The sequence below is a fragment of the Delftia sp. K82 genome (genome assembly GCF_002193035.1).
GTDB lineage: Bacteria > Pseudomonadota > Gammaproteobacteria > Burkholderiales > Burkholderiaceae_C > Comamonas > Comamonas acidovorans.
This window is the reverse complement of the sequence record NZ_MYFL01000003.1, coordinates 1,086,182-1,109,337: the sequence shown is the minus strand read 5'-3', so window position 1 is coordinate 1,109,337 and position 23,156 is coordinate 1,086,182. Positions and strand designations below refer to the sequence as shown.

The following is a 23,156-nucleotide window of genomic DNA, read 5'->3' as shown; positions in this document are numbered from 1 at the left end:
CCCCGCGTCAACGCGCATATCTTGCTATACAGCCGCCGCACATCCATTCCCCGTCATCGTAGATACCTCCCGTTAGGTCGGTTCGCTGGTGGCACCAACCACACATTCCATAGTGGGTGTTGTCCTCGTAGGCATACCGTTCAGGCTCTCTATAGCCCTTCTGGTTGGACGGAAGAAGCTTGGGATCGGGTGGAGTGGCAAACCTACCGCAGTTGCTGCACCAATGCCCACCATGATGCTCAATCGTGCTGGCCTTCTTACAGAACGGACACACCACTTGGTCATGCGCCACCAAGGGCACGACATTGACCGGCACCAGTTCAGCAATGCTCTCCACTCTGCGGCAGCTCATGCCGTTGTTGTTCAGGTGGTTCAGCAGGGGATCAAAGCCTTTGTCGCCACTGAGCACGAAGCACTCGGTGTCAGGTGCTGCCTCAAAGGTCCGGCCCAGTTCAAAGGCAATGTGGAAGTCCAGAGCATTCTTGCCAGCGCCTGAGATCTTCAGGAAGTCCACACGGCTGAACCTGTGGGCCGTGGCTGGCGTCTTGGAAGCTTTGGGAGGATTCTGGTTGGCCCCCACGAAGATGATGGCCCTGAAGCTCTCATCCAACGGAGACAGGTCTACCTTGTGCTTGTTCTCCAGATCAACCAGCAACAGCTTCTTGTTCGTCATTTTTCTTGCTTTCAACAGCGGCATTTGCCCACAGCTTCACACCGATATCACTATGCCTCAAAGTGGCATACCGCTTCAAGGTTTCAAGTTCAATGTGACCTGAAATCTTGCTGATCTCAATGTCTGTCAAGCTAGTGTTGATGAAATACCAACTGACTGCACAATGCCTCAAATCATGGATCTTGAAGTTCTCCACTTCCGCATTTTTGCAGATGACCTTGAATCTATTTCCAAGGGTTGAGCTACTGGTCCAGTAGTCGCCAAACACAAGCTTTTGCTTTTCCTTTTTCAACTTCATCAACCTATTTTTGATGAAGTGAAAGAATTCGGGCCTCAAAGGAACTTTACGGTCTTCCGCATTTTTCTTATCTGCGATCTTCGTGTTCTCTTTGGGAACGAAGATATAGGACAGTTGCGGCTTTTCTTCATTGATATGGACATCGCTCCACTTCATGAGCAAGCTCTCCCCAACCCGCATGCAAGAGTAATACTGCCAAAGAATAAAACACTTCCATTCTTCCTGCTTCACATACATCTTGTCTGTGGCCGATAGCAACCTATCAAGCTCACCTACCTCCAGAATCCGATCACGCGGCTTCCATGCTTTAGGGGGCGGATTGTCATCAAAAGGCTTGCTGTCAAACGTGTAGTCCATGTGTTTCGAATGCCACTCTAAAGCATTCTTAATCACATAGTAAATTTTCCGGACAGTGCCTTCTGCATAGGTCTTTTTGACCATCTCCCCAGAAGCTTCATCCTTGACCATGTTCGCTTTGAACAAGGGGTGATCTTTCTTCTTTTTCTTCTGGTCAGGAATGGGCTGTTCCAGCTTGGTCTTCAGATAGACGGCAAAGGTGCCAGCCTTGAAGTTCTGAAGAGGCACAGCGCCGATCTCCAGCTTGAGCTTGTTCAGGGTGTAGAGCTTCCCCTTCGCCACCGTGTTGTGCTTCAAGTAGTCGTCAAAGATGGCACCAAGGGTCATCTTCTTCACCTTGGCAATGTCCACAGACTCGCCACGGTCCAACTTGGTCTTGACCTCACGGATGAACTTCTCGGCTTCCTTCTTGGCTTTGAAGGTCTTGCTGACTGCTACGCCAGCCTCACGGATGCGAACGAGGAACGACACATCCCCATTCACGCCCACCCGCTCTGTGATCAACTTGCCTGCCATCGCTACCTCTCTCCAGTTCAGTCCCTTCCAGTCACCACGTTGGCACTTGGAACAAATTTGGAACATTTGAGGTATGCTAACGCGATAATCGCCACTAAGTACAGGTCACCAAAGGGATTTCTAAACTTACGTTGGTTCCCTCCTAAGCGCCAGATACAGGTTCGATTCCTGTCGGAGGGACCAACCGGACGTCGTGAAGACGCTCAGGACATCACAAACCCGCATGCTCACCGGCATGCGGGTTTTTTGTTGCCCGGCGGGGTCCAGGCCTGCCGTCTTCTGCTGTTTCTCAGTCCATCCGTGACGATTCCATGTAAGAAAACGGAAATCCAGTCTCCATTGCGAAAACACAAATCCAGTCAATTAGACCAACACACGTCATTGGTCAATACCTGAAATCAATCAATTCCCAACCATTGCGGCATCCGCAATGGAAAACGCACTCTCAATATCAAGAAACCCCACTCAGACAAACCCAATAAAAAGAAACAATATCTTGCAAAACCCAATCCGCCTTCATACACTCCAGTCTCCAACTTTCATGGAGGAGAACGCAATGACTGGAATTCGTCGTGATGTCAATCAAGGTGGAACTGTCTGGAATGAAACGCTGATCTGGTATTCCAAGGCCGTGGGGCATCTTTACTCTCTCCCCATTACGGACAGGACCAGCTGGAGATATCTTGCCGCCATTCATGGCATCAACAAGAGTGGCTGGATCAGTGCCGGCGTGCTTTCGGCCAAGGACCCTTTGCCGCCCACCTCCGAAACCGAGGAGATGCGGGACCAATGCCAGCATGGCACCTGGTACTTTCTTCCCTGGCATCGCGGCTATCTCGCCGCATTCGAAGCCATTGTGGCGAAGACCGTCAAGGAGCTTGGCGGCCCTGCGGACTGGGCGCTTCCCTATTGGAACTACCTGAATTCCAGCAATCAGGCCGCACGCAACATACCCCAGGCGTTCCTGGAAGAGAAATTGCCGGATGGTTCTCCCAATTTCCTGGCCAAGGCCAGGCGCAATGGGTCAAAGCGCCTGGGACCAACGCCTGACATTCCCCGTGATATCACGCTGGGTTGCCAGGACTACCACCGCTTCACCAGCGCTCCCGGCACCTTGGAATACGGCGGAGGCATCACCGCCTTTTCCCATGACGGCAGCGACACTGGCGCCATTGAATCCAATCCGCACAATCTGGTTCACATCATGGTCGGCGGACTGCAGGAGCCCTATGGATTCATGTCAGACCCCGACTATGCCGCCCTGGACCCGATTTTCTGGGTGCACCATTGCAATGTGGACCGGCTTTGGGCCGCCTGGCTGACCCAGCCCGGCAACATCCAGGACAACAGCGCCGCCTGGAGCAACGGCCCTGCCGGCCGCGGCTTCGTCATGCCGGACACCGACGGAAAGCTGGCCTCCTATGATCCGGGTGAAACCCTGCCGGGCGGTGCGCTCGTCCCTGACTATGACAATCTGACCAGCGGCACGGGCGCCACCGCGCTCACCGCCAGCACGGCAGGCCTCACACCGCAGGAGATCGACATGCCCGCAGAATTCTCGACGGTACCGCCGCCCGCGCCGCGTGTACTGGGCTCCAATGCGGAGCGGGTCATCGTGGGCCGCACGCCGCAGCTGACCACCGTATCGATCGCGGACCCCGGTGCAGCGAAGGTCGAGTTGCTGCAGGCAGGCGCCGCGCTGCCGCGGCCACAGCGCTACTTTCTTCACCTGGAAGGCATTCGCGGCAATGCGCCCAGCGGCGTGCTGACGGTATCCATCGGCTCGCCCGGAGCGGCGGCACGGCATGCCGACACCGTGGCGCTGTTCGGATTGGCCAAAGCCTCGGCCAGCGATGGACCGCATGGAGGCAACGGACTGGGTGCCACCATCGACATCACCGATGCCACGCAGGCCATCCTGGACGCAGGCGGCAGTCTGGACCAGTTGAACGTGGCCATCGAACAGCCCGAAGCCGATCCCGGGCGCGAAATCACCGTGGACCGCGTGAGCGTGGTCGCACAGGACGCCACCCGCTAAGGCCCGCGTATGGACGCGCTGCTGAGAGACCTGCGGACCGCTCCCGCGCCAGCACTGATGGCCGTGTCGGGGGCAGGCTTCATCAGCCTGGCCATCAGCCCGCCTGCCACGCCCGGCCTGTCGCTGTGCGGCTCGCTGTCCTCGGTCACGCTGGCCGACCTGTCGCCGCTGGTTCTGGACGGGCACACGCTCGGCATCCTCGGTGTGGCATGGCTGGCCATGGTTCTGGCCATGATGCCGCTGCTGGCACTGCGGCAGGTGCGCCACGCCATGCGATCGAGCGTGGCCCGCCGGCGCCTGCTGGCGGCGGGCCTGCTGCTTGCGGGCTATGCGCTGGTGTGGATGGCGGCCGGGCTGGTCATGGTGCCGCTTGCCGCCGTCTTGCACGCAGCAGCGCATCCCGCGCTCATTCTTGCCTGCATTGCCGTGGCGGTCCTGTGGAGTTCATCGCCCGCAGGAACGCGCGCCCACAATGCCTGCCACAGGCTGTACCCCGTGGCCGCCAGCGGCCCCACGGCCAACCGGGACAGCCTGCAGCACGGACTGCGAACCGGCGTGGCATGCGCCACGGCATGCTGGCCGTGGATGCTGGCGCCCTTCGCCTTTCCCGCGGCCTGGCACCTGCCGGCCATGGCTGTTGCAGCCGTTTTGCTCTTTGTGGAGCGCACCGGCCCATCGCTGCGGCCTGCCTGGCGCCTGCCCTATGTCCTGCGGCGCCTTCTGCACGGCAAGCCGCGCACGTCGCTGGGCCGGGCGACAAGACACTGAACCTTGTGGAGGGCGAGCCTCACCCCCGCCCGGCCAGCTCCGCCACCCCTCGCACCAGCGCACGCCCAGCGTCCGTCGCCTTGCCGTAATGCGCCAGCAGTGCCTGCACATCGGCGTCGGGCGCATGGGAGCGCAGGGACAGCAGCACGTAGCCGATATCGACGCCGGCAAGGTGCAGTTGCTGCAGCGCCGTGGCGTCGGGGACGAGGGCGCCGGACTCGAATTGCTGCAGGACCTGTTTGGCTTGGCCGGCCTTGCGTGCGAGTTCGGCTTCGCTGAGGTTCAGGCGCTGGCGCTCCTGTTGCAGGCGGGCGGCGAGGGTGGGTTCAGGGCGCTCATGCTGGATGGCGTTCGGGTCAAACAAACGTTGACCTGTCAGCAGGTAGGCGACGTCCACTCCCTGCTCGGCAACCGCCATGAGGTAACCCGCATCTGGCTTTCTGACGCCCTTCTCATAGTTGAGCTGAGACATCTTTGACACTCCCGCGATAGCGCCAAACGCCTCCTGACTGAGGCCGAGCCTATTCCTTTCCTCCGTCAGGCGCGCAGAGAAGTCAAACATTTTTTATATAAACTATTGACGATCAAATTTTTGTTTGATAATCTATGGAGCGTTGTCACTACTAGCGCCAAATACTACCTGACCACTCAGGCGGCTCCTTTGCTGCGCCCTGTACGTTGCTCGAAGGAGGTCCATGAAGCACGCTGCCGCAAAACCATCGCGCAAGAAGCTCGCCAAGGCGGACCGCGCGCTGTTCCTGCAGGCCGCTGAAGCACTCAAGCAGGCCGCGATGACCGACGAGAAGCACCGGCACAGCGGGGAATCCGACCGCCTGCTGCGCATTGCCAGCGATGTGGCACGCCACGCGGCGCAGCCCGGCTCGACGTGCGATCTGCAGAACACGGCGTTTGATGTGGCCGCCTGCATCAATTCGGCGCGGCTGGTGCCCGGCGATGCGGAGTCCGGCCCACGCACTCGCCTGCTGGCAGAAGCGGCCCAGGCTCTGGCGCAGATATCAGAGACGCCGGTGGACGGGATCGTGTTTCCGCGCACCACGCTGTATGAATTGCAAGCCAGGCTAGACACCGGCGCAACGCCATCGCAGTGGCGCGAACTGGCCCGCGAGGCCAACTACGAGGTCCAGCAGTTGGCGCAGGTGCTGATGCAAATGGGCGACCACCAGAACACGGAGAGCCATATCGTGGCGCACGGCATGGCGGCACGCATCTCGCAGTTGTCGGAGATCGTTTACGTGGCAGCCGCCCTGCATGGCGAGCACCGTGATGAATGGGGCTCGCAGACCCTTCGTGACGTGCGCGATGTCTTTGAAGGCTGCATGGGCCGCATCTGCGGCGATCCCCCGGACAGCGCATGACCGATCATGGCCGATGCGCCCGGGCTGCTCGGCTACCATCAGTGCCCCAATCACTGATGCAGTCTCCCGAAAGGCCCCCATGCTGCTTTACGCCGATTCGCAATTCGCCTCTCCCTATGCCATGTCCGTATTCGTTGCGCTGAAGGTCAAGGGGATTGACTTCGAGCTGCGCACGCTGGACCTTTCGGCGGGACAGAACATCGGGGCGGACTATGTGGCTGCATCGCTCACTGCGCGCGTTCCCACGCTGGTGGATGGCGACTTCAGCCTGTCGGAGTCGTCGGCGATTTCCGAGTATCTGCAAGAGCGCTTTGGCGGCGCCCCGCTCTACCCCCAGGATGCGCAGGCGCGCGCCCGTGTGCGCCAGGTCCAGGCCTGGCTGCGCAGCGATCTGATGGCACTGCGCTCGGAGCGCAGCACCGAAGTGGTGTTCTACCGCCCCACGCCCACGCCGCTGTCGGATGCGGGCCAGGCCGCGGCGCGCAAGCTGTTCTCGGTGGCCGGTGCCTTCATCCGCGCGGAAGATGACCACATTGCCGGCCCATGGTCGATTGCCGATGTGGACCTGGCGCTGATGCTCAACCGCCTGGTGCTCAACGGCGATGCCGTGCCCGCGCCGCTGGCCGCCTATGCGCGCCGGCAGTGGGAGCACCCCGCCGTCCAGCAGTGGCTGGCCCTGCCCCGCCCGCCCCTGGCAGGCTGATCCGAACGGATACGCCAGGCCATGGACAGCCTTCTCTACATGGGCGTGCGGATCACGCCCGCATCACTGCCCAGCGATGCCTCGCCAGGCGCCTGGCTGCCGCGCGCCACCTTGCTGGAGGTGGCCAGCGGCAAGGCCCTGGAGGCCATCACCGATGACCAGCCCTGCGATACGCAGCCAGAGGCCGATGCCCGCGCGCTGCGGCTGGGCAAGCGCCATGTGATGAAGGTGCTGCATCAAGGCTGAGGCGCCAGGGTGCTGGCGGCCTGCCCGCGCCCCTCAATCCATCTTCACGGCCACCAGCCGCCATCCCATCAGGCCTTCTCGCCTGAAGATGAAGCCGCCCGGCTCGCCGCGCGGGTGCACGAAGACCTTGGACCAGCCCTGGTACTCCACGGAGTAGTCCTTGCGCGGCGGCCCGCCCTGGGTGTCCACGCCCACGCCTGCGGCGGCCACGTCCGTAGGTTTGCCGGGCTTGCCTTTTTCCAGCATGAGCATGACGCCGTCGGGCGAGACCAGCGCCTCGGTGAACTGGCTGACCAGGCCCTGGGCCAGTTGCTGGCCAAAGCCGGCCAGGGGGTTGGACGAGCTGTCGCCCGAGCCGCCCATCTGGGACTGCAGCCTGGCCATCATCTGGCCCTTGATGCTTTCGCGCAGCGCGGGAAAGTCCACGTAGCCGGACAGGGCCTGGGCATCGCGGCGCTCCACGGCCTTGCCGATCTGGTGCAGGGCGATGTAGGGCGATGCGTAGAGCAGTCCGGCCGCAGCCACGCAGAGGGCGGCCAGCGCGCGGGCAAGGGTTTTGGGTTTCATGGATCTCTTTCGTGAAGGCAGGCCAGGGGCCTCGCGCAAGCGCGCATGAACGCGCATGCACAGCGCATAAAGGCGGATTCTAGGCGGGCCGTTCGGCGCCGCAGCCACTGCCAGGGCCGTTGCCGCCTGTATTTTTCATAGCGAAACAATAGCGAAGCAATACGCAGAGAACCCCTATCAGGCCAAGGCCAATGCCTGAAAAACTGGTATTGCCTGGCCCATTCGATTCATACTATAGTTTGTAACAAATAGTTTACAAACCAATACAACATGGATCGCCATTGGCCACGCAGGCCATCGGCAAACCAGCATCGCCGTTTCCGGATGCCTGTGAGCATTTGTGCAGACCGGGCATTTTCCGTTAATGAAATCTCATTTTCATTACCGATTCCGTTATGAGAGATGCGAGTCATCACGGGGCGGCCTGACAACGCAAGTACCCACCAACCATCCGCAATGCATGCAAAGGACGCAGTATGAATAATTTCAAGTTATCGACTCGCCTGACCGCCTTGATTGGTTTTCTCTCACTGCTCATGATCGTGATCGGCGCTTTTGGGCTATATGGAATCAGCGAGTCCAACCGCCGATTCAAGGTGGTCTATGAAGAGCGCCTGGTCGCACTGGGCGATCTGCTGGAAGTGCAGCGCCTGCTACTGCGCAACCGCAATGCGGTCTCGGGCGCCATTGCCGTGCACCTGCCCGAGTACACGCAGCAAAAGCAGCAGGAGATACAGACCAACATCAACGACGTGAACAAGTTCTGGACCTCGTTCCGCCAGACCCGGATGACGGAGCAAGAGGCGCAGCTGGCCGACCGCTTCGAGGCCGTGCGCGCGCTGTTCCTGCAGGGCTTTCTGAAGCCGGCCCAGCAGGCGCTGCAGTCCGGGGACCTGGCGCTGGCCCGGCAACTGCTGATCGACAAGGACGAGGCGCTGTACGCGCCGCTGCGTGATGTGATCGTGCAGCTGACCGCCCTGCAGACCCGCGTCGCCAAGGAGGAGTACGAGGCCGCGCAATCGCTGTACCAGATGATCTTTGCCGTGGCCGTGGGCTCCATCATCGCGGGCGTGCTGCTCGGGGTGCTGCTGGGCTGGTCCATCATCCGCAACATGGCGCGGTCGCTGCGCCTGGCCATCCATACGGCCGATGCCGTGGCGGCGGGTGACCTGACACGGCACATCGATGTGCGCGGCAAGGACGAGGTGTCCATGCTGCTGCGCGCGCTGCAGACCATGCAGGAGGGGCTGCGTGGCGTGGTGCGCCAGGTGCACCAGGGATCGGTCAGCGTGGCAGCGGCCAGCGGGCAGATCGCGCAGGCCAACCAGGACCTGTCCTCGCGCACCGAAAGCCAGGCCAGCGCGCTGCAGCAGACGGCCGCCTCCATGGAGCAGCTCAGCTCCACCGTGCGCCAGAACGCCGACAACGCGCAGATGGCCAACCAGCTGGCGCTGGGCGCCTCCACTGTGGCCGAGCAGGGCGGCGAGGTCGTGCGGCAGGTGGTGGACACCATGCGCGGCATCAGTGATTCCAGCCGGCAGATCGCCGACATCATCAATGTGATCGACGGCATTGCCTTCCAGACCAATATCCTGGCGCTGAACGCGGCCGTGGAAGCCGCGCGTGCGGGCGAGCAGGGCCGGGGCTTTGCCGTGGTGGCCACCGAGGTGCGCGGCCTGGCCAGCCGCAGTGCCGAGGCCGCCAAGCAGATCAAGCAACTGATCACCGACAGCGCCAGCCGCGTGCACAACGGCAGCGCGCTGGCCGACCAGGCCGGCACGACCATGGCCGAGGTGGTGGATGCCATACGCCGCGTGACGGATCTGATGGGCGAGATCAGCGCCGCCAGTTCCGAGCAAAGCTCGGGCGTGGCGCAGATCGGCCAGGCGGTCACGCAGATGGACCAGGCCACCCAGCAGAACTCGGCACTGGTGGAGGAGATGGCCGCCGCCGCCTCCAGCCTGCGCGGCCAGGCCGGCGACCTGGTGCGCACGGTGGGCGCCTTCAAGCTGGAGGCGGCAAGCAGCCATCAGCATGCCGCCGTGGAGCTGCAGCGCAGGCAGCCCATGCTGGCAGCAGGCTGAGACGGAAAGAAAAAAGAGCGCGCGCGAGAAGCAGCGAGACAGGCCGGAGCAAGGCAGCAACAGGTCTTGGCCGCCGGGCCAGGCCTGCGGCTGGCTCAATGCAGCGCGTTGCCCCTGGCTTCGCGGCTGCGCGCCATCTTGACGCGGTACATGGCCGCATCGGCCTTTTGCAGCGCGTCGTCGGCGTCAATGGAGTCCGGCCGCAGGCAGACCACGCCCACGCTGGCGCCGCCGTAGTCCAGCGTCTTGCCATCGGGCAGATCGACCTGGAAGGCCGAGGCATCCGACAGGCGCTGCTGCAGTTCACGCGCCACGGCATCGGCCTCGCTGCCGAACAAGGGCCCCACGCCGATGAAGACGAACTCGTCCCCGCCAAAGCGAGCCAGCATGTCGGCGCTGCGCAGGTGGGCGGACAGGCGTTCGCCCATGGCACGCAGCAGCGCGTCGCCGGCCTCGTGGCCGTACTCGTCGTTGACGTTCTTGAAGCGGTCCAGGTCGATGAAGCCGACCACCACGCATTCCTGGCTGCGTGCGCAGCGCGCAATAAGCCGGCCCAGCTCGTCGGTGAGGCAGCGCCGGTTGGGCAGGCCGGTCAGCGGGTCCAGCAAGGCCAGCGCCGCCAGCTCCCGGTTGGTCCGGTTCAGGCTGGCGATGAGCTGCTCGCGCTCCACGCGCTCGGCAATCAGGTTGGCGAACAGGCGCAGCATGCCTTCGGCCTCGCTGCTCAGGGCCTGCGAGGACTTGCTGGCCGCGCACAGCGTGCCGTAGAGCTGGCCATCCGAAAAACGCACGGGCGCGCTGGCGTAGGTGCGTATGCCCAGTTCACGCGCGGCCTCGGAATCTCCCCAGCAGTCGCCCACATCGGGCGTGTACATGCGGCCTTCGTCCAGGGCGCGCTTGCACAGCGTGTCGCCCCAGGGAACGACCAGGCCCTCGGGAATCTGCATCTCGCTGGCGTTGCGCGCGTACAGCACGCGCTGCTGGCCCTGTTCTTCGTTGATGGTGGTGAGATAGGTGGACTCCAGCTGCGTGCTCTCTTCGAGCATTTGCAGCAGGGGCCGCGTCAACTCTTCCAACGAATGCGCCTGGGTCACGGACTGGGACAGGCGCTGGACAAGGGACTCCATGAAATACCTCTCGAAATAACTACGGATGCAGACTGCCCGCGCGCCTGCTGAGGGAATGGCAAGGCAGGCGGGCCGGCACCAATTTGGGGATTGTGACCCGGCCGGACGCAGGCGGGAAGCATTCCCGCCGCGCGCTACACGCCGATAGGCCTGCGCGCCACGCGCCGCTGTCAGCGGCCCGACACAGGCGGCCACATCACCTGCACGCGCAGGCCGCCCAGCGTGGGCGAGCGGTCCAGCAGCAGGCGTGCGCCATGCCGCTCGGCAATGGTCTGCACGATGGCCAGGCCCAGGCCGCTGCCCTGCGCCTGCTGGCCCGCAGAAGCCGCTGAAGCCGCAGAGGGCCCACGCACAAAGCGCCGCAGCACCAGTTCGCGCTCGCTTTCGGCAATGCCGGGGCCCGAGTCCTCGACCACCAGCGCGCGGCCCTGGGCATCGCTGCGCCAGCCGACATCGACGCGGCCGCCTTGCGGAACGTACTTGACGGCGTTGTCCAGCAGGTTGCGCACCAGCATCTGCAAGGACTGTGCGTCGCCCGCCACGGCAAAGGACTGCCGCAGTTGCGGGGACTCGCTCAGGCCCATGTCCAGGCCATGCTGCTGGGCCGCCACGGCCTGGTCTGCCAGGGCCTGCTCCACCACCTCGCGCAGGTCAACGTCCGCAGGTGCGGCCGCGGCAGCGCCGTGCTGCCCCTGCATGCCTTGCACGCCTTGTGCCGTGCCTTGTACCGTGCCTTGGGCTTCCTGCCGCGCCAATGTCAACAATTGTTCGACGAGCCGTGTGGCCCGGTCTATGCCGGCCGAAAGACGCTGCACGGCCTCGTCATGCGCGGCCGCATCGGGCGCGCGCTGCAAGGCCACCAGTTGCAGCTTGAGCGCGGCCAGCGGAGAGCGCAGCTCGTGCGCGGCATCGGCCACGAAGTGCTGCTGCGCCTCGAAGGCCTGGCCCACGCGCTGCAGCAGCGCGTTGAGCTCGGCCACCAGGGGCCGCACCTCGTCGGGCAGGCCCTCGGCAGGCACGGGGGCCAGGTCCTGCGGGCGGCGCGTGGCCAGTTCGCGGCGCACGCGCTGCACGGGCGCCAGCGAACTGCGCACCACCCACCACACGGCCAGCGCCAGCACGGGCGCCAGCAGGGCAATGGGCAGCAGGCTCTGCCAGGCGGCATCGCGCGCCAGGGTGCGGCGCACGCGCATGTCCTGCGCCACCTGGATCACCTGCGAGCGCGTCTGCAGCGAGAACACGCGGTAGACGGTGCCGCGCGCGGGCACGTCGGCAAAGCCCAGCACGGCCATCTGCGGCAGCGCGGCGCCCAGGGCGGATTCAAAAATACGCAGGCCTTCGTTGGTCCAGACCTGGACGATGAATTCGTGGTTCTCATCCTCGGGCGGCGTGCCCTGGGGCCTGCCGCGCGCATCCACCGGCAGGCCGGCGCGCAGCGCAAAGGCGGTCTGCTGCATCTGGTAGTCGAACAGGGTGTCGGTCTGCAGCAGCGCATTGCGGTAGGCCAGCAGGCCCTGCAGCAGCGCCGTGAGCACGATGGCCGCCCCCAGGAACAGGAGCAGCCGCGTGCCCAGTGCACCGGGCAGGCGGCTGCGCGCCCGGGTGATAAGGGAGGAAACAAGGGAGGAAGCCGGCGCCGTCATGGCTTGGGCACCATGTAGCCCACACCGCGCACATTGAGAATCAGCCCCGCGCCCAGCTTCTTGCGCAGACCATGGATGTAGACCTCGATGGCGTTGCTGCTGACCTCGTCGCCCCAGCCGTAGAGCTTGTCCTCGATCTGCTGGCGCGACAGCGTGCTGCCCGGGCGTGCCAGCAGCGTCTCCAGCACCGCCCATTCGCGGCCGGAGAGCACCACGTCGCGGCCATCGACACTGGCCTCGCGCGTGGCGGGATTGAGCCGCACGCCCTCGCGCTCGTACAGCGGGTCGGACCCGCCAGAGGCACGCCGCGCCAGCGCGCGCAGGCGCGCGAGCAGCTCGTCCAGGTCATAGGGCTTGACCACGTAGTCATCGGCCCCCGCATCCAGCCCGGCAATGCGGTCGCGCACGGCATCGCGCGCCGTGGCCACCAGCACCGGCGTGCGGTCGCGGCGCCCGCGCAGGCGGCGCAGCACCTGCAGGCCATCCTGCCCCGGCAGGCCCAGGTCCAGCAGCACCATGTCATAGCCATGGCCGCCACCCGGGCCGGGGCACAGGGCCGCATCGGCCTGCAGGCCGTCACGGACCCAGTCCACCGCATGGCCCTCGCCGCGCAGCAGGGTCTGCACGGCCTCGCCGATCATTGCGTCATCTTCAACAAGCAGTAAGCGCATGGTTGAAGAATAGCTCCCTGGAAGGCTGGCTCAGTTGGCGACTCAGGGGGTGAGCGGCGGCTACACCGCCGCTTCAATCTTAGGCATGGCCATGCGGGCCTTGGTCAAGGCCATGCCCAGATTGGCGGTGCGGCGGCAGACGAAGACGGCCACGTAGTCGGGCATGAGCTTGCCGCGCAGGAAGACGTGGATGAGGTTGTCGCTGTTGACGATGAGCTCCTGGAAGTAGTGGTGGCCGTCGTCCTTGAGGCCGCGCGACTTCTTGAACAGGCTCTCGATCATCGAGACATTGGGGCCGTTGAACAGGTCGGCCGTGGCCGCGGCCACCAGGTCGATGACTTCGCGCGGATGCGAGTCCACCGTGCGGATGGCCAGCAGCATGCCGGAGGCGGCATCCACGTAGCCGATGGCCAGGCACTCGGGCACGGACCCGGCCACCTCGCTCAAAACGTTATCCAGGCTCATTGCAGCTTTCCTTTTTTTGTGAATGGATGTGATCGGTCAGCCCATCTTCAGCAGCAGTGCCACTTCGTACGCGTAGAGCAGGTCCTCCTGGGCCTGGGACTGCACGTACTGGGCGTCGATGAGGCGCACGCGGCGCAGCGCCTCGTCGGCGGTGAGGCCCTCGCGCACCAGCCATGCGGCCAGCACCGTGCCCGTGCGGCCCAGGCCGGCCAGGCAGTGCACGGCCAGCACCTCGCCCGCGCGCAGCATGGCCGACATGCGCGCCAGCAGCATCTGGATCTGGGCCACCGTGGGTGATTCGTGGTCGCGCACCGGCAGGTGCAGGTTGCGCAGGCCGTGCTGCTGCAGCGGCTCTTGCGGCAGGTCGTTTTCGGTCAGCGTGATCAGCACGGTGACGCCGCAGCCGCGCAGGGCCTTCAGGTCAAAGTCCATGGACTGCACCACGCCGGGCTGCGGCGCACCGGCCAGCCGGCCCGGCACCAGCCAGGCAAAACCGTTGGGGCCGCGGCTGGCGGGCACGGCCTGCGGGTCGGCGGCCAGCGGCTGCCAGTCCACCAGCACGGCGGGATTGACGGCGCGTGGGCGGGCAGCGGCAGCGGGTGTCGGTGTCGGTGTCGGTGCGGGTGCGGGTACCGGCGCAGGCATGGATGCAGGCACGGGCACGGGCTCAGGTGCAGGCATGGGCTCGGATGCAGGCTCGGCGGCCACTGCATCCGACAGAAATTCGGAGATCGCGGCCACGGCCGCTGCAGGCAGCGGAGGAGGCAGGGGCACGCCCTCCTCCAGGTCTTCGGCCCGCGCATCGGGAGAAGCCACGGCACAGCTGCCGGTGCGCAAGAACTGCTGGCCCGCCAGCGACAGCGGCGCACGCTGAAAGGCTTCCATGGATTGCGCCTCGGCGATGCGACCGCCGGCCAGCAGCAGCATGTCCTGCGCCACGGCCTGTGCGTGCTGCTGCTGGTGCGTGCTCATCAGCACGGCGGTGCGCTGACCCACCTGGCGCAGCAGTTCCAGCAGCACGAAGGCCTCGTAGCCCTCCAGCTCGGCCGTGGGCTCGTCCACCATCAGCAGCGCCGGCTCGGCCAGCGCCTCGCGCAGGATGGCCACGGCCCGCTGCTGCACGGCAGACAGCTCCAGCGCGGGCTGGTCCAGCATCAATCCCAGCTCGGGGAAGCCAAAGGCCTGCACCTGGGCGCGGCACCAGTCGCGCAGCTCATGCGGCACCAGCTTGAGACGGGGGCGCGCCAGCTCCACGATGGCATCGAAGGTGCTGGCCATCATCAGCCTGGCCTGCTGCTGCACCAGGCGCGGCGCCTGCATGCCGCTGCTCCATGGCTGGCCCGCGTAGCGCGTGCTGCCCCAGCGGCGAAAACGCGGATTGGCGGCATTGAGATCGGCCAGCGTGCGCAGCAGGGTGGATTTGCCCGATCCCGAAGGCCCCAGCAGAACGGTGACGCCCCGGGCGGGCAGTGCGAAGTCCACCTCAGCCAGGATGACGCGCGCACCGAACGATGCGCCCAAACCCGCCACCTGCAAGCTGTAGTCCTGATTCAAAGCCGTGCCTTTCCTGTGATGCGTTGCGCCCCCAGGGGCCGTATTCCGTGAATCAAGACGGTCAGCGCACGCCTCGATGGGCCGGCAGTCTAAGCGGTTTCCCTTACATCAATCCGTCACAAAAAGAAACATTACTAACGCAAACGGGCGTTATTTCACACGATACAACCATCACATTGGCATACCGATCCTTGGACCGCTGGCATTTTTCTCTGGGTTTTCCCAAAGCGATAGCCCCGGCGCATTCACGCCGGGGCCGTGCGATCAATCAAGTGTGTGGATGCTTCTGGTCCCTTACCTCCTTTCACTTACCCGAGACGTACGGGGACAAAGATCCTGTTGCCATCGCGCCAGATCAGCACGGCCACGGTCTTGCCGGCCTTGGCCATGGCGGCACGCACGGCCTCGATATCACCGGCAGGCGTGCCATTGATGGACAGCAGCACATCGCCCTGCGTGATGCCGGCCTCGGCCGCCGGGCCTGCGGCGTCGGCCACAACCAGGCCGTCCTTCACGCCGATCTGCTGCTTTTCCTCGGGCTGCAGCGGGCGCAGGGCCAGGCCCAGCTTGCCCTTGCCGGCGTCGGGCTTGTCCTTGGCCACCTTGGCGGCCTTGTCGCTGGCATCGCCCAGCACGGCGCTGAGCGTGCGGGCCTCGCCGTTGCGCCATATCTCCAGCGTGACCTTCTGGCCCGGCAGCGCCTGGCCCACAAAGGCCGGCAGATCGCCCGAGCCCACGATGGGCTGGCCATCGATCTTGCGCACCACGTCGCCGGGCTCCAGGCCCGCCTTGGCGGCGGGGCCGCTCTTGTCCACGCTGGACACCAGGGCGCCTTCGGGACGGTCGAGCTTGAAGGAATCGGCAAAGGCCTGGTTCACCTCCTGCACGGCCACGCCCAGCCGCGCATGCTGCACCTTGCCCGTGGCCACGATCTGCTGCTGCACGCGCGTGGCCACCTCGATGGGAATGGCGAAGGACACGCCCTGGTAGCCGCCCGAGCGCGAGTAGATCTGGCTATTGATGCCCACCACCTCGCCGCGCGCATTGAACAGCGGGCCGCCCGAGTTGCCGGGGTTGATGGCCACGTCGGTCTGCAGGAAGGGCACAAAGGAGTCGTCAGGCAGTGTGCGGCCCTTGGCGCTGACCACGCCGGCCGTCACGCTGCTCTCGAAGCCGAAGGGCGAGCCGATGGCCAGCACCCAGTCGCCCACGCGCAGATCGGCCGTCTTGCCCAGCGATACGGTGGGCAGGTTCTTCGCCTCGATGCGCAGCACGGCCACGTCGGTCTTGGGATCGGCACCCAGCACCTTGGCGCTGAACTCGCGCCGGTCGGTCAGCTTGACGGTCACTTCCTTGGCGCCGCGCACCACATGGGCGTTGGTCAGGATCAGGCCGTCGCTGGAGACGATGAAGCCCGAGCCTTCGCCGCGCGTGGGCACATCGCGCTGGGGCTGGCCCTGGCCCATGCCAGGCATGCCGGGCACGCCGAAGCGGCGGAAGAATTCAAAGAACGGATCGTTGGGGTCCATGCCCTGCAGGCCCTGACCTTGGCCCTGGCCCTGCCGTGCAGCGGCCTCGTCGCCATCCTCGCCCATGGCACGCGAGCTGCCGACCACGCTGATATTGACCACGGCCGCGCCGTTGCGCGCCGTGATGTCGGCAAAGTTGGGCGCCACCACGGCGGTGGCGGGAGAAGCTGGAGAAGCGGTAGAAGCAGGCTGTGCTGCGGGCGCAAACAGCGACGTGGCGGCACGCGCATCGCCATGCACCACACCAACCAGACCGGCGCCCGTGGCGCCCAGGGCGCCGATGGCACCTGCGGCCACCAGGGCCAGCACCAGACGGCGGGGAGTGGACAGAATCTTGTTCATCGCAGACCTTTCCTCAAAAGCAGCGTTCCTTGCTGCGTTGGGGAGAAGTCTGAAGGGGCAGACTTAGGCGAGGCTTAGAACCCTCGCCGTGCATCTCAGATCAGCGCCAGCACCTTCTCCGGCGGGCGGCACAGCGCCGCGCCCTTAGGGGTGACGACGATGGGGCGGTTGAGCAGCACGGGGTGCTCGGCCACGGCGGCGATGAGCTGCTCATCGCTGACGGATGCATCGCCCAGGCCCAGCTCGGTGTAGACGGCTTCCTTGCTGCGCAGCAGCTCGCGCACGGGCACGCCCAGCCGCCGGACCAGGGCCTGCAGTTGCGCAGCGTCCAGGGGCTGGGCGATGTAGTCGACGATGGTCGGCTCCACGCCGTTGTCGCGCAGCAGGGCCAGCGCGCCGCGCGAGTTGCTGCAGCGGTTGTTGTGGTAGATGGTGATGTCGGTGCGGGGTGCGGTGGTGTTCATGGGCCGCAGTGTAGGCCCATGAAAATGCGCATCAGGCCACGGCTTCCTCGGGATGGGCATCGACCTCGCGGCCGGGCAGCAGCAGGTTCAGCCCCACCGCGACCAGGGCGCCGACGGTAATGCCCGAGCCGAAGACTTCGCGCACGAAGGCAGGCATGCGGGCCAGCAGGTCCGGGCGCACCGTGACCGCCAGGCCGCAGCCCAGCGAGACCGCGATGATCAGGCTGGCGCGCCGCGAATGCTCGGCGCCGCTGAGCATGCGGATGCCGGCCGAAATGATCATGGCAAACATCATCAGCCCCGCGCCGCCGAGCACGGGCTGCGGAATCGTCACCACCAGTGCGCCCAGCACAGGAAAGAGTCCGGCCAGCAGCAGCATGACGCCCGTCAGCATGACCACGTGGCGGCTGGCCACGCCGGTCAGCGAGACCACGCCCACGTTCTGGGCGAAGGTGGACAGCGGAGGGCTGGACATCACGGCGGCGAAGGCCGAGCCCACGCCATCGCACAGCATGCCGCTGGACAGGCGCTTGCCGTCGATGCGCGTCTGCGTGGCCGCGCCCAGGGCCATGAAGGTGCCCGTGGTCTCGACGATGGTCACCAGAAAGGCGATGGACATGGCGACGATGCCGGCCACCGGGAACGTCATGCCGAAGGTCAGCGGCTGCGGGATGGCGAAGACCGCGGCCTCGCTCACCTGGGTGAAGTCGATCAGGCCCAGCGCCAGGCACAGCACATAGCCGCAGGCGATGCCCAGCACCACGGCCGAGGCAGAGACGATGCCCCTGCCCCACTGCACGAAGCCGATCACCAGCACCAGCACGAAGCCGGCGATGGCCAGGTGGCCGATCGCGCCGTAGTCGCTGCGGCCCACGCCGCCCGCAGCCCAGTCCACGGCGACGGGGGTCAGCGACAGGCCGATCATGGTCACGACCACGCTGGTCACGGTGTGCGGAAAGAAGCGGCGGATCACGGGCATGAAGTAGCTGCCCACGATCATCACCAGCGACCCTACCAGCGAGGAGCCCAGGATGCCGGCCACGCCATGCTCCAGCCCCACGCTGATGCCCGCGCCCACGAAGGCGAAGCTTGTGCCCATGACGCAGGGCAGCCGTATGCCCACGGGCCCCACCCCCCTGCACTGGACGATGGTGACCACGCCCGAGCCCAGCAGCGCTGCATTCACCAGCGCCACGATCTGGTCGGCCGGCAGCTTGAGCGCCCCGCCGAAGACCAGGGGCACGGCGATGATGCCGCCCAGCGCCGCCAGCAGGTGCTGCAGCGACAGAAGGACCGTGGTGATGAGCATTGGCGGACGGTCTTCCACCTTGTAAAGCAGTTGTTCCATTGTCTTGTCTCCTTGTGTCCTGGCCGTCGGCCTCTTCAGAGGCACTTGTATGTATGTCGGGGCAGTGGTGCCGGAAAAGGGTGGGGGTCCTGAAAGTGCTGTCCGGGTCTTCGAGCCTCCTGGAGATGCTTCGGGGGAATGGCGCAGGGCGGCACGCCGGCACCCGCGATAGCCTGGGTGCCGGCCTGCCGCGCTGCAGGGATATGTCAGTGGCCCGCTGCGCGCTCGAACAGCGTGCGGGCCAGCTCGCGGTGGCGTGTCAGCACGCGCGGCAGGTCGGCCGTGAGCAGGTGGCCGTCACGCACCACGACGCGGCCGTTGATGACGCTGGTGGACACATCGGTGGGCGTGCAGAACACCAGCGCGGCCACGGGGTCATGGCCCGCGCCCGCGTAACCCACGCCCGACATGTCGAAGGCCACGAAGTCGGCCGACATGCCCGGCGCCAGCGCGCCGATGTCGTCGCGCCCCAGCACGCGCGCACCGCCCAGGGTGGCGATCTCCAGCGCCTCGCGCGCGCCCATGGCAGCGGGGCCGTGGCCCACGCGCTGCAGCAGCAGGGCCTGGCGCGCCTCGCCCAGCATGTGGGCGCCGTCGTTGGAGGCGCTGCCGTCCACGCCCAGGCCCACGGGCACGCCCGCGTCGCGCATGGTGCGCACGGGTGCGATGCCCGAGGCCAGGCGCATGTTGGAGCACGGGCAATGCGCCACGCCCGTGCCCGTGCGCGCGAACAGCGCAATGCCCTCGGCATCGAGCTTGACGCAGTGGGCATGCCAGACATCGGGGCCGACCCAACCCAGGCTTTCGGCGTACTGCGCGGGAGTGAGTCCGAATTTCTCGCGAGAGAAGGCGACGTCGTTGTCGTTCTCGGCCAGATGGGTGTGCAGCGACACGCCGTGCGCACGTGCCAGCACGGCGGACTCGCGCATCAGCTCGCGCGTCACCGAGAACGGCGAGCATGGCGCCAGCACCACGCGCAGCATGGAGTGGCGTGCGCTGTCGTGGTACTGCTGGATCAGGCGCAGGCTGTCGCGCAGGATGGCTTCCTCTTCCTCCACCACCGCGTCAGGCGGCAGGCCGCCCTTGCTGCGGCCCAGGCTCATGGAGCCGCGCGCCGCATGAAAGCGCATGCCCATCTGCTGCGCCGCGGCGATGGAGTCGTCCAGCCGAGCGCCATTCGGATACAGGTACAGGTGGTCGCTGGTGGTGGTGCAGCCCGACAGCATCAGCTCGGCCATGGCGGTCTGGGTGGAGACGTGGATCATCTCCGGCGTGAGGTGCGACCACAGCATGTACAGGTTGGTCAGCCACGAGAACAGCTCCGCATCCTGCGCGGCCGGCACGGCGCGCGTGAGGCTCTGGTACATGTGGTGGTGCGTATTGACCAGGCCCGGCATGACCACGCGGCCGCGCATGTCCAGCACCTGGGCCGTGCCGTCGTCCACCATGCAGCGGTACTGCGGCGGCAGATCGGCCGTGGCGCCCACCCATTGCACGGCCGGGCCGTCGGCCACCAGGGCGCCGTCGCGGATCTCGCGGCGCTGCGCATCCATGGTGACGAGTACATCGGCGTTCAGTGCGATCAAGGTCATGGCGTTCTCTTCTTCGAAATGGAAAAGCCGCCAGTCTAGGAAGGACAAGCCATTGCCGATAGCGCCGAATTCCGCCCGATGTGTCCACAAAAAGTGGACAGTGCCGAAGACTCACCGTCCCCCGGCAAACAGCCTTGCCAGCGCCTGGCCGATGGACTGGGCCATCAGCTCCCCCGCCGCGCTCAACTGACCCCTGGCCCGGCCGGTCAGCACCAGCGTCTGCCGCCGCAGATGCGCATCGCGCAAAGGCACGAAGACCAGGGCATTGCGACTGCGCTCTTCCATGACGTCCAGCGGGTTGAGCAGGGCGATGCCCTCGCCCAGCATGACCAGGCGCTGGATCAGGGCCATGGAGGTGGATTCGGCCACGGGCGTGACCTCGATGGCGTTGCGCGCAAAGGCTTCGTCCAGCAGGCTGCGGATGGACAGCGGCGGCGCGGGCAGGATGAGCGGATGGCCTATGCACTCGCTGAGCAGCACCGACGATTGGCGCGCCAGCGCATGCCGGGGCGGCACGATGGCGCCGATCTGCCATTCGCTGGTGGCCAGCGCGCGCAGCGCGGGGCGTTCGGACAGGTCGTAGGCCAGGCCCAGGTCGGCGTCGCCGCCTTCCACGGCGGCCGCGATGTCGCTCAAGGGCAGGTCGATGATGCGCACCACGATGCCCGGGTGGCGCTGGCGGAATTCATGCACCAGCGAGGGCAGCAGCGAGCCGGCCAGCCCCGTGGTCGCGGCCACGGTGATCTCGCCGCTGCGCGCGCCCTGCAGTTCGGCAATGCGCTCGCGCAGCGCCGCATGCTCGCGCAGCGTGGCGCGCACATGGGCCAGCACCATCTCGCCCGTCGGGGTAAGGCGCAGGCGCTTGTGGATGCGCTCGAACAGGGGCGTGCCCAGCTCGGCCTCCAGGTCGAGGATCTGGCGGTTGACGGCCGTGGGGGCCACGTGCAGATGTTCGGCCGCCTTGCGGATGGAACCGCGGCGGACCACTTCGTCGAGATAGCGCAGGACTCTGGCGTGCATGGCGCGAGCGTAGCGGGGTTTGCCGGGCCGCGCTTTGCAGCACCCGGCAGCGCAGGCTCAGCGGGCAGTGCCCGGGCGCTCGGCGCGCAGCGTGCGGCTGAGCATGATCACGGGGATCAGGCCCACCAGCACCAGGGCCAGCGACGGCAGGGCGGCCTCGCCCAGGCGTTCGTCGCGCGCGAGCTGGTAGGCCACGACGGCCAGGGTGTCGCTGTTGAAGGGGCGCAGCACCATGGTGGCAGGCAGCTCCTTCATCACATCGACGAAGACCAGCAGCGCCGCCGCCGCCGTGGAGCGCCTGAGCAGCGGCCAGTGCACGCGCGACAGCATGCCCCAGGCGCCCGTGCCCAGCATGCGGGCCGAGTCGTCCAGGCTGGGCGCGATGCGCGCATAGCCGCTTTGCATGGACTGCAGGGCCACGGCGCAAAAGCGCACCAGGTAGGCCCAGACAATGCCCACGGCGGTGGCCGTGACCAGGCCGGCAAAGCCCCATTCGGGCCGCACCTGCTGCACCCAGCCCACGGGCAGCAGCAGGCCGACGACGACGACGGCGCCCGGCACCGCATAGCCCAGGCTGGCCAGTTGCACCACGCCGCGCGTGACGGCCGACTCCTTGTGGCGGCGCACGGCAAACGCCAGGGCCACGGCGATGATCACGGCCAGCACCGAGGTGATGGTGCCCAGGCGCACGCTGTTGAGCGCCCAGTCGAGGAAGCGGTCCCAGGGCAGCACCGACCAGTCGGCTGCCAGCGGGCGCAGCATGAAGAACACGGGCGCCACAAAGCCCATGAGCACGGGCAGCAGGCACGCCAGCCACGCCAGCGCGCAGCGCCAGCCGCGCAGGCGCAGCGGCTGCGCCTCGGCCGAGCTGGCGCGGCCCGTGCTGCCGGTGACGAAGCGCATGCGCCGCTGGGCGCGCAGCTCCAGCTGCAGCAGCAGCACCACCAGCACCAGCAGGAAGGTCGCCAGCTGCGCGGCGGCAATGCGGTTGTCCATGGACAACCAGGCCTTGTAGATGCCCGTGGTGAAGGTCTGTATGCCGAAATAGCTGACCACGCCGAAGTCGGCCAGCGTCTCCATCACCACCAGGGCCACGCCAGCGGCCACGGCCGGGCGCGCCAGCGGCAGCGCCACCGACCAGATGCGCCGCGATAGCGGCGCGCCCATCAGGCGCGCGGCCTCCATCAGGTGCGCGGCGCGCTCGCCCAGCGCCGTGCGCGCCAGCAGGTAGACATACGGGTAGAGCGAAAAAATGAAGACCCAGACCGCGCCGCCCAGGCTGCGCACCTCGGGCAGGAGCCGGCCTTCCAGGCCATAGGTGTCGCGCATCCAGGTCTGCAGCGGGCCGCTGAACTGCAGGAAGTCGGTATAGGCATAGGCCGTGACATAGGCCGGCATGGCCAGCGGTAGCAGCAGCAGCCATTCGAGCTGGCGCCGGCCGCGGAAGTCGAACAGCGTCACGGCCGCCGCCGTGCCCGTGCCCACGATGGCCGCGCCCAGCGCCACCAGCAGGCCCAGCCAGACCGTGGTCCACAGATAGCCGGGCAGCACGGTGGCCGCCATCTCGCGCAGGATGGAGCCGGCCAGGGCATCGCCCTGGCCCACGGGCAGCCAGGAGCCGAGCACGGCCAGCACGGGCAGCATCAGCACCAGGGCCAGCAATAGCAGGGGAAGGGAGCGGAGTACGGACGACAGACGGCGCAAAGCGGAGGTCTCGGCTAGAGGATGAGGGGGAGGATCTGGCTGCCGGGCTATGGAACGGGCCGGGATCTGCG

General features: G+C 66.0%; 21 protein-coding genes. 6 read left to right on the top strand and 15 right to left on the bottom strand.

Going from position 1 to position 23,156, the window contains the following annotated elements; genetic code table 11:
* Positions 1–7: 7 nt before the first annotated feature.
* Both KDK82_RS21820 and KDK82_RS21815 read right to left on the bottom strand, forming a co-directional pair.
* Positions 8–673, bottom strand: coding sequence for a PIN domain-containing protein (locus tag KDK82_RS21820; RefSeq protein ID WP_088166177.1), 666 nt, complete (start codon positions 671–673; stop codon positions 8–10).
* Positions 645–1,844, bottom strand: a complete 1,200-nt coding sequence (locus tag KDK82_RS21815; RefSeq protein ID WP_179217958.1) for a site-specific integrase — start codon at positions 1,842–1,844, stop codon at positions 645–647. Before KDK82_RS21815 ends, KDK82_RS21820 begins: the two co-directional genes overlap by 29 nt.
* A 556-nt stretch (positions 1,845–2,400) precedes the next feature.
* Between KDK82_RS21815 and KDK82_RS21810 the strand changes: the two genes are divergently transcribed.
* Both KDK82_RS21810 and KDK82_RS21805 read left to right on the top strand, forming a co-directional pair.
* Positions 2,401–3,882, top strand: a complete 1,482-nt coding sequence (locus tag KDK82_RS21810; protein ID WP_088166360.1) for a tyrosinase family protein — start codon at positions 2,401–2,403, stop codon at positions 3,880–3,882.
* A 9-nt stretch (positions 3,883–3,891) separates the two neighbouring features.
* Positions 3,892–4,650, top strand: a complete 759-nt coding sequence (locus KDK82_RS21805; RefSeq protein WP_088166175.1) for a DUF2182 domain-containing protein — start codon at positions 3,892–3,894, stop codon at positions 4,648–4,650.
* 19 nt (positions 4,651–4,669) lie between these two features.
* Here KDK82_RS21805 and KDK82_RS21800 read toward each other — a convergent pair whose 3' ends face one another.
* Positions 4,670–5,122 carry a helix-turn-helix domain-containing protein gene (locus KDK82_RS21800; protein ID WP_223275114.1) on the bottom strand — a complete coding sequence of 151 codons (453 nt, stop codon included), beginning with the start codon at positions 5,120–5,122 and terminating at the stop codon, positions 4,670–4,672.
* 223 nt (positions 5,123–5,345) lie between these two features.
* Between KDK82_RS21800 and KDK82_RS21795 the strand changes: the two genes are divergently transcribed.
* The 3 genes from KDK82_RS21795 (at position 5,346) to KDK82_RS21785 (ending at position 6,975) form a co-directional block, all read left to right on the top strand.
* Positions 5,346–6,026, top strand: coding sequence for a hypothetical protein (locus KDK82_RS21795; RefSeq protein WP_088166174.1), 681 nt, complete (start codon positions 5,346–5,348; stop codon positions 6,024–6,026).
* A gap of 79 nt (positions 6,027–6,105) precedes the next feature.
* Positions 6,106–6,729, top strand: coding sequence for a glutathione transferase (gene yfcF, locus KDK82_RS21790; protein WP_088166173.1), 624 nt, complete (start codon positions 6,106–6,108; stop codon positions 6,727–6,729).
* A gap of 21 nt (positions 6,730–6,750) precedes the next feature.
* Positions 6,751–6,975, top strand: coding sequence for a hypothetical protein (locus KDK82_RS21785; RefSeq protein WP_016453212.1), 225 nt, complete (start codon positions 6,751–6,753; stop codon positions 6,973–6,975).
* Positions 6,976–7,008: 33 nt separating this feature from the next.
* Here KDK82_RS21785 and KDK82_RS21780 read toward each other — a convergent pair whose 3' ends face one another.
* A complete protein-coding gene (locus tag KDK82_RS21780; protein ID WP_088166172.1) occupies positions 7,009–7,542 on the bottom strand; it encodes a DUF2939 domain-containing protein in 534 nt (177 codons plus the stop codon).
* 476 nt (positions 7,543–8,018) lie between these two features.
* On the opposite strand from KDK82_RS21780, the gene KDK82_RS21775 reads away from it, so the two are divergent.
* Entirely contained in the window at positions 8,019–9,626 is a 1,608-nt protein-coding gene (locus KDK82_RS21775) for a methyl-accepting chemotaxis protein (protein WP_088166171.1), read from the top strand.
* Between the two features lie 95 nt (positions 9,627–9,721).
* Here KDK82_RS21775 and KDK82_RS21770 read toward each other — a convergent pair whose 3' ends face one another.
* The 11 genes from KDK82_RS21770 to KDK82_RS21720 form a co-directional block, all read right to left on the bottom strand.
* Positions 9,722–10,753: a diguanylate cyclase gene (locus KDK82_RS21770; protein ID WP_088166170.1), complete on the bottom strand. Its 1,032-nt coding sequence runs from the start codon at positions 10,751–10,753 to the stop codon at positions 9,722–9,724.
* Positions 10,754–10,923: 170 nt separating this feature from the next.
* The gene (locus KDK82_RS21765) at positions 10,924–12,396 is read right to left on the bottom strand and encodes an ATP-binding protein (protein ID WP_088166169.1); all 1,473 of its coding nucleotides are present in this window, start codon (positions 12,394–12,396) and stop codon (positions 10,924–10,926) included.
* Positions 12,393–13,067: a response regulator transcription factor gene (locus KDK82_RS21760; RefSeq protein ID WP_034390638.1), complete on the bottom strand. Its 675-nt coding sequence runs from the start codon at positions 13,065–13,067 to the stop codon at positions 12,393–12,395. Before KDK82_RS21760 ends, KDK82_RS21765 begins: the two co-directional genes overlap by 4 nt.
* Positions 13,068–13,127: 60 nt before the next feature.
* The gene (locus KDK82_RS21755) at positions 13,128–13,532 is read right to left on the bottom strand and encodes a hypothetical protein (RefSeq protein ID WP_012203525.1); all 405 of its coding nucleotides are present in this window, start codon (positions 13,530–13,532) and stop codon (positions 13,128–13,130) included.
* Between the two features lie 36 nt (positions 13,533–13,568).
* Positions 13,569–15,086, bottom strand: a complete 1,518-nt coding sequence (locus tag KDK82_RS21750; RefSeq protein WP_088166168.1) for an ATP-binding cassette domain-containing protein — start codon at positions 15,084–15,086, stop codon at positions 13,569–13,571.
* 308 nt (positions 15,087–15,394) lie between these two features.
* Positions 15,395–16,957 (bottom strand): Do family serine endopeptidase, encoded by a 1,563-nt coding sequence (locus tag KDK82_RS21745; protein WP_088166167.1) that lies wholly within the window; start codon positions 16,955–16,957, stop codon positions 15,395–15,397.
* A gap of 95 nt (positions 16,958–17,052) precedes the next feature.
* Entirely contained in the window at positions 17,053–17,421 is a 369-nt protein-coding gene (arsC, locus tag KDK82_RS21740; RefSeq protein WP_013804015.1) for an arsenate reductase (glutaredoxin), read from the bottom strand.
* 31 nt (positions 17,422–17,452) lie between these two features.
* On the bottom strand, positions 17,453–18,769 hold the full coding sequence (locus KDK82_RS21735) for a nucleobase:cation symporter-2 family protein (RefSeq protein WP_013804016.1): 1,317 nt from the start codon (positions 18,767–18,769) through the stop codon (positions 17,453–17,455).
* A 206-nt stretch (positions 18,770–18,975) separates the two neighbouring features.
* The gene (locus KDK82_RS21730; protein WP_088166166.1) at positions 18,976–20,361 is read right to left on the bottom strand and encodes an 8-oxoguanine deaminase; all 1,386 of its coding nucleotides are present in this window, start codon (positions 20,359–20,361) and stop codon (positions 18,976–18,978) included.
* 111 nt (positions 20,362–20,472) lie between these two features.
* Positions 20,473–21,381 carry a LysR family transcriptional regulator gene (locus KDK82_RS21725; protein WP_012203519.1) on the bottom strand — a complete coding sequence of 303 codons (909 nt, stop codon included), beginning with the start codon at positions 21,379–21,381 and terminating at the stop codon, positions 20,473–20,475.
* 57 nt (positions 21,382–21,438) lie between these two features.
* Positions 21,439–23,085, bottom strand: coding sequence for an iron ABC transporter permease (locus KDK82_RS21720; RefSeq protein ID WP_088166165.1), 1,647 nt, complete (start codon positions 23,083–23,085; stop codon positions 21,439–21,441).
* Positions 23,086–23,156 lie beyond the last annotated feature (71 nt).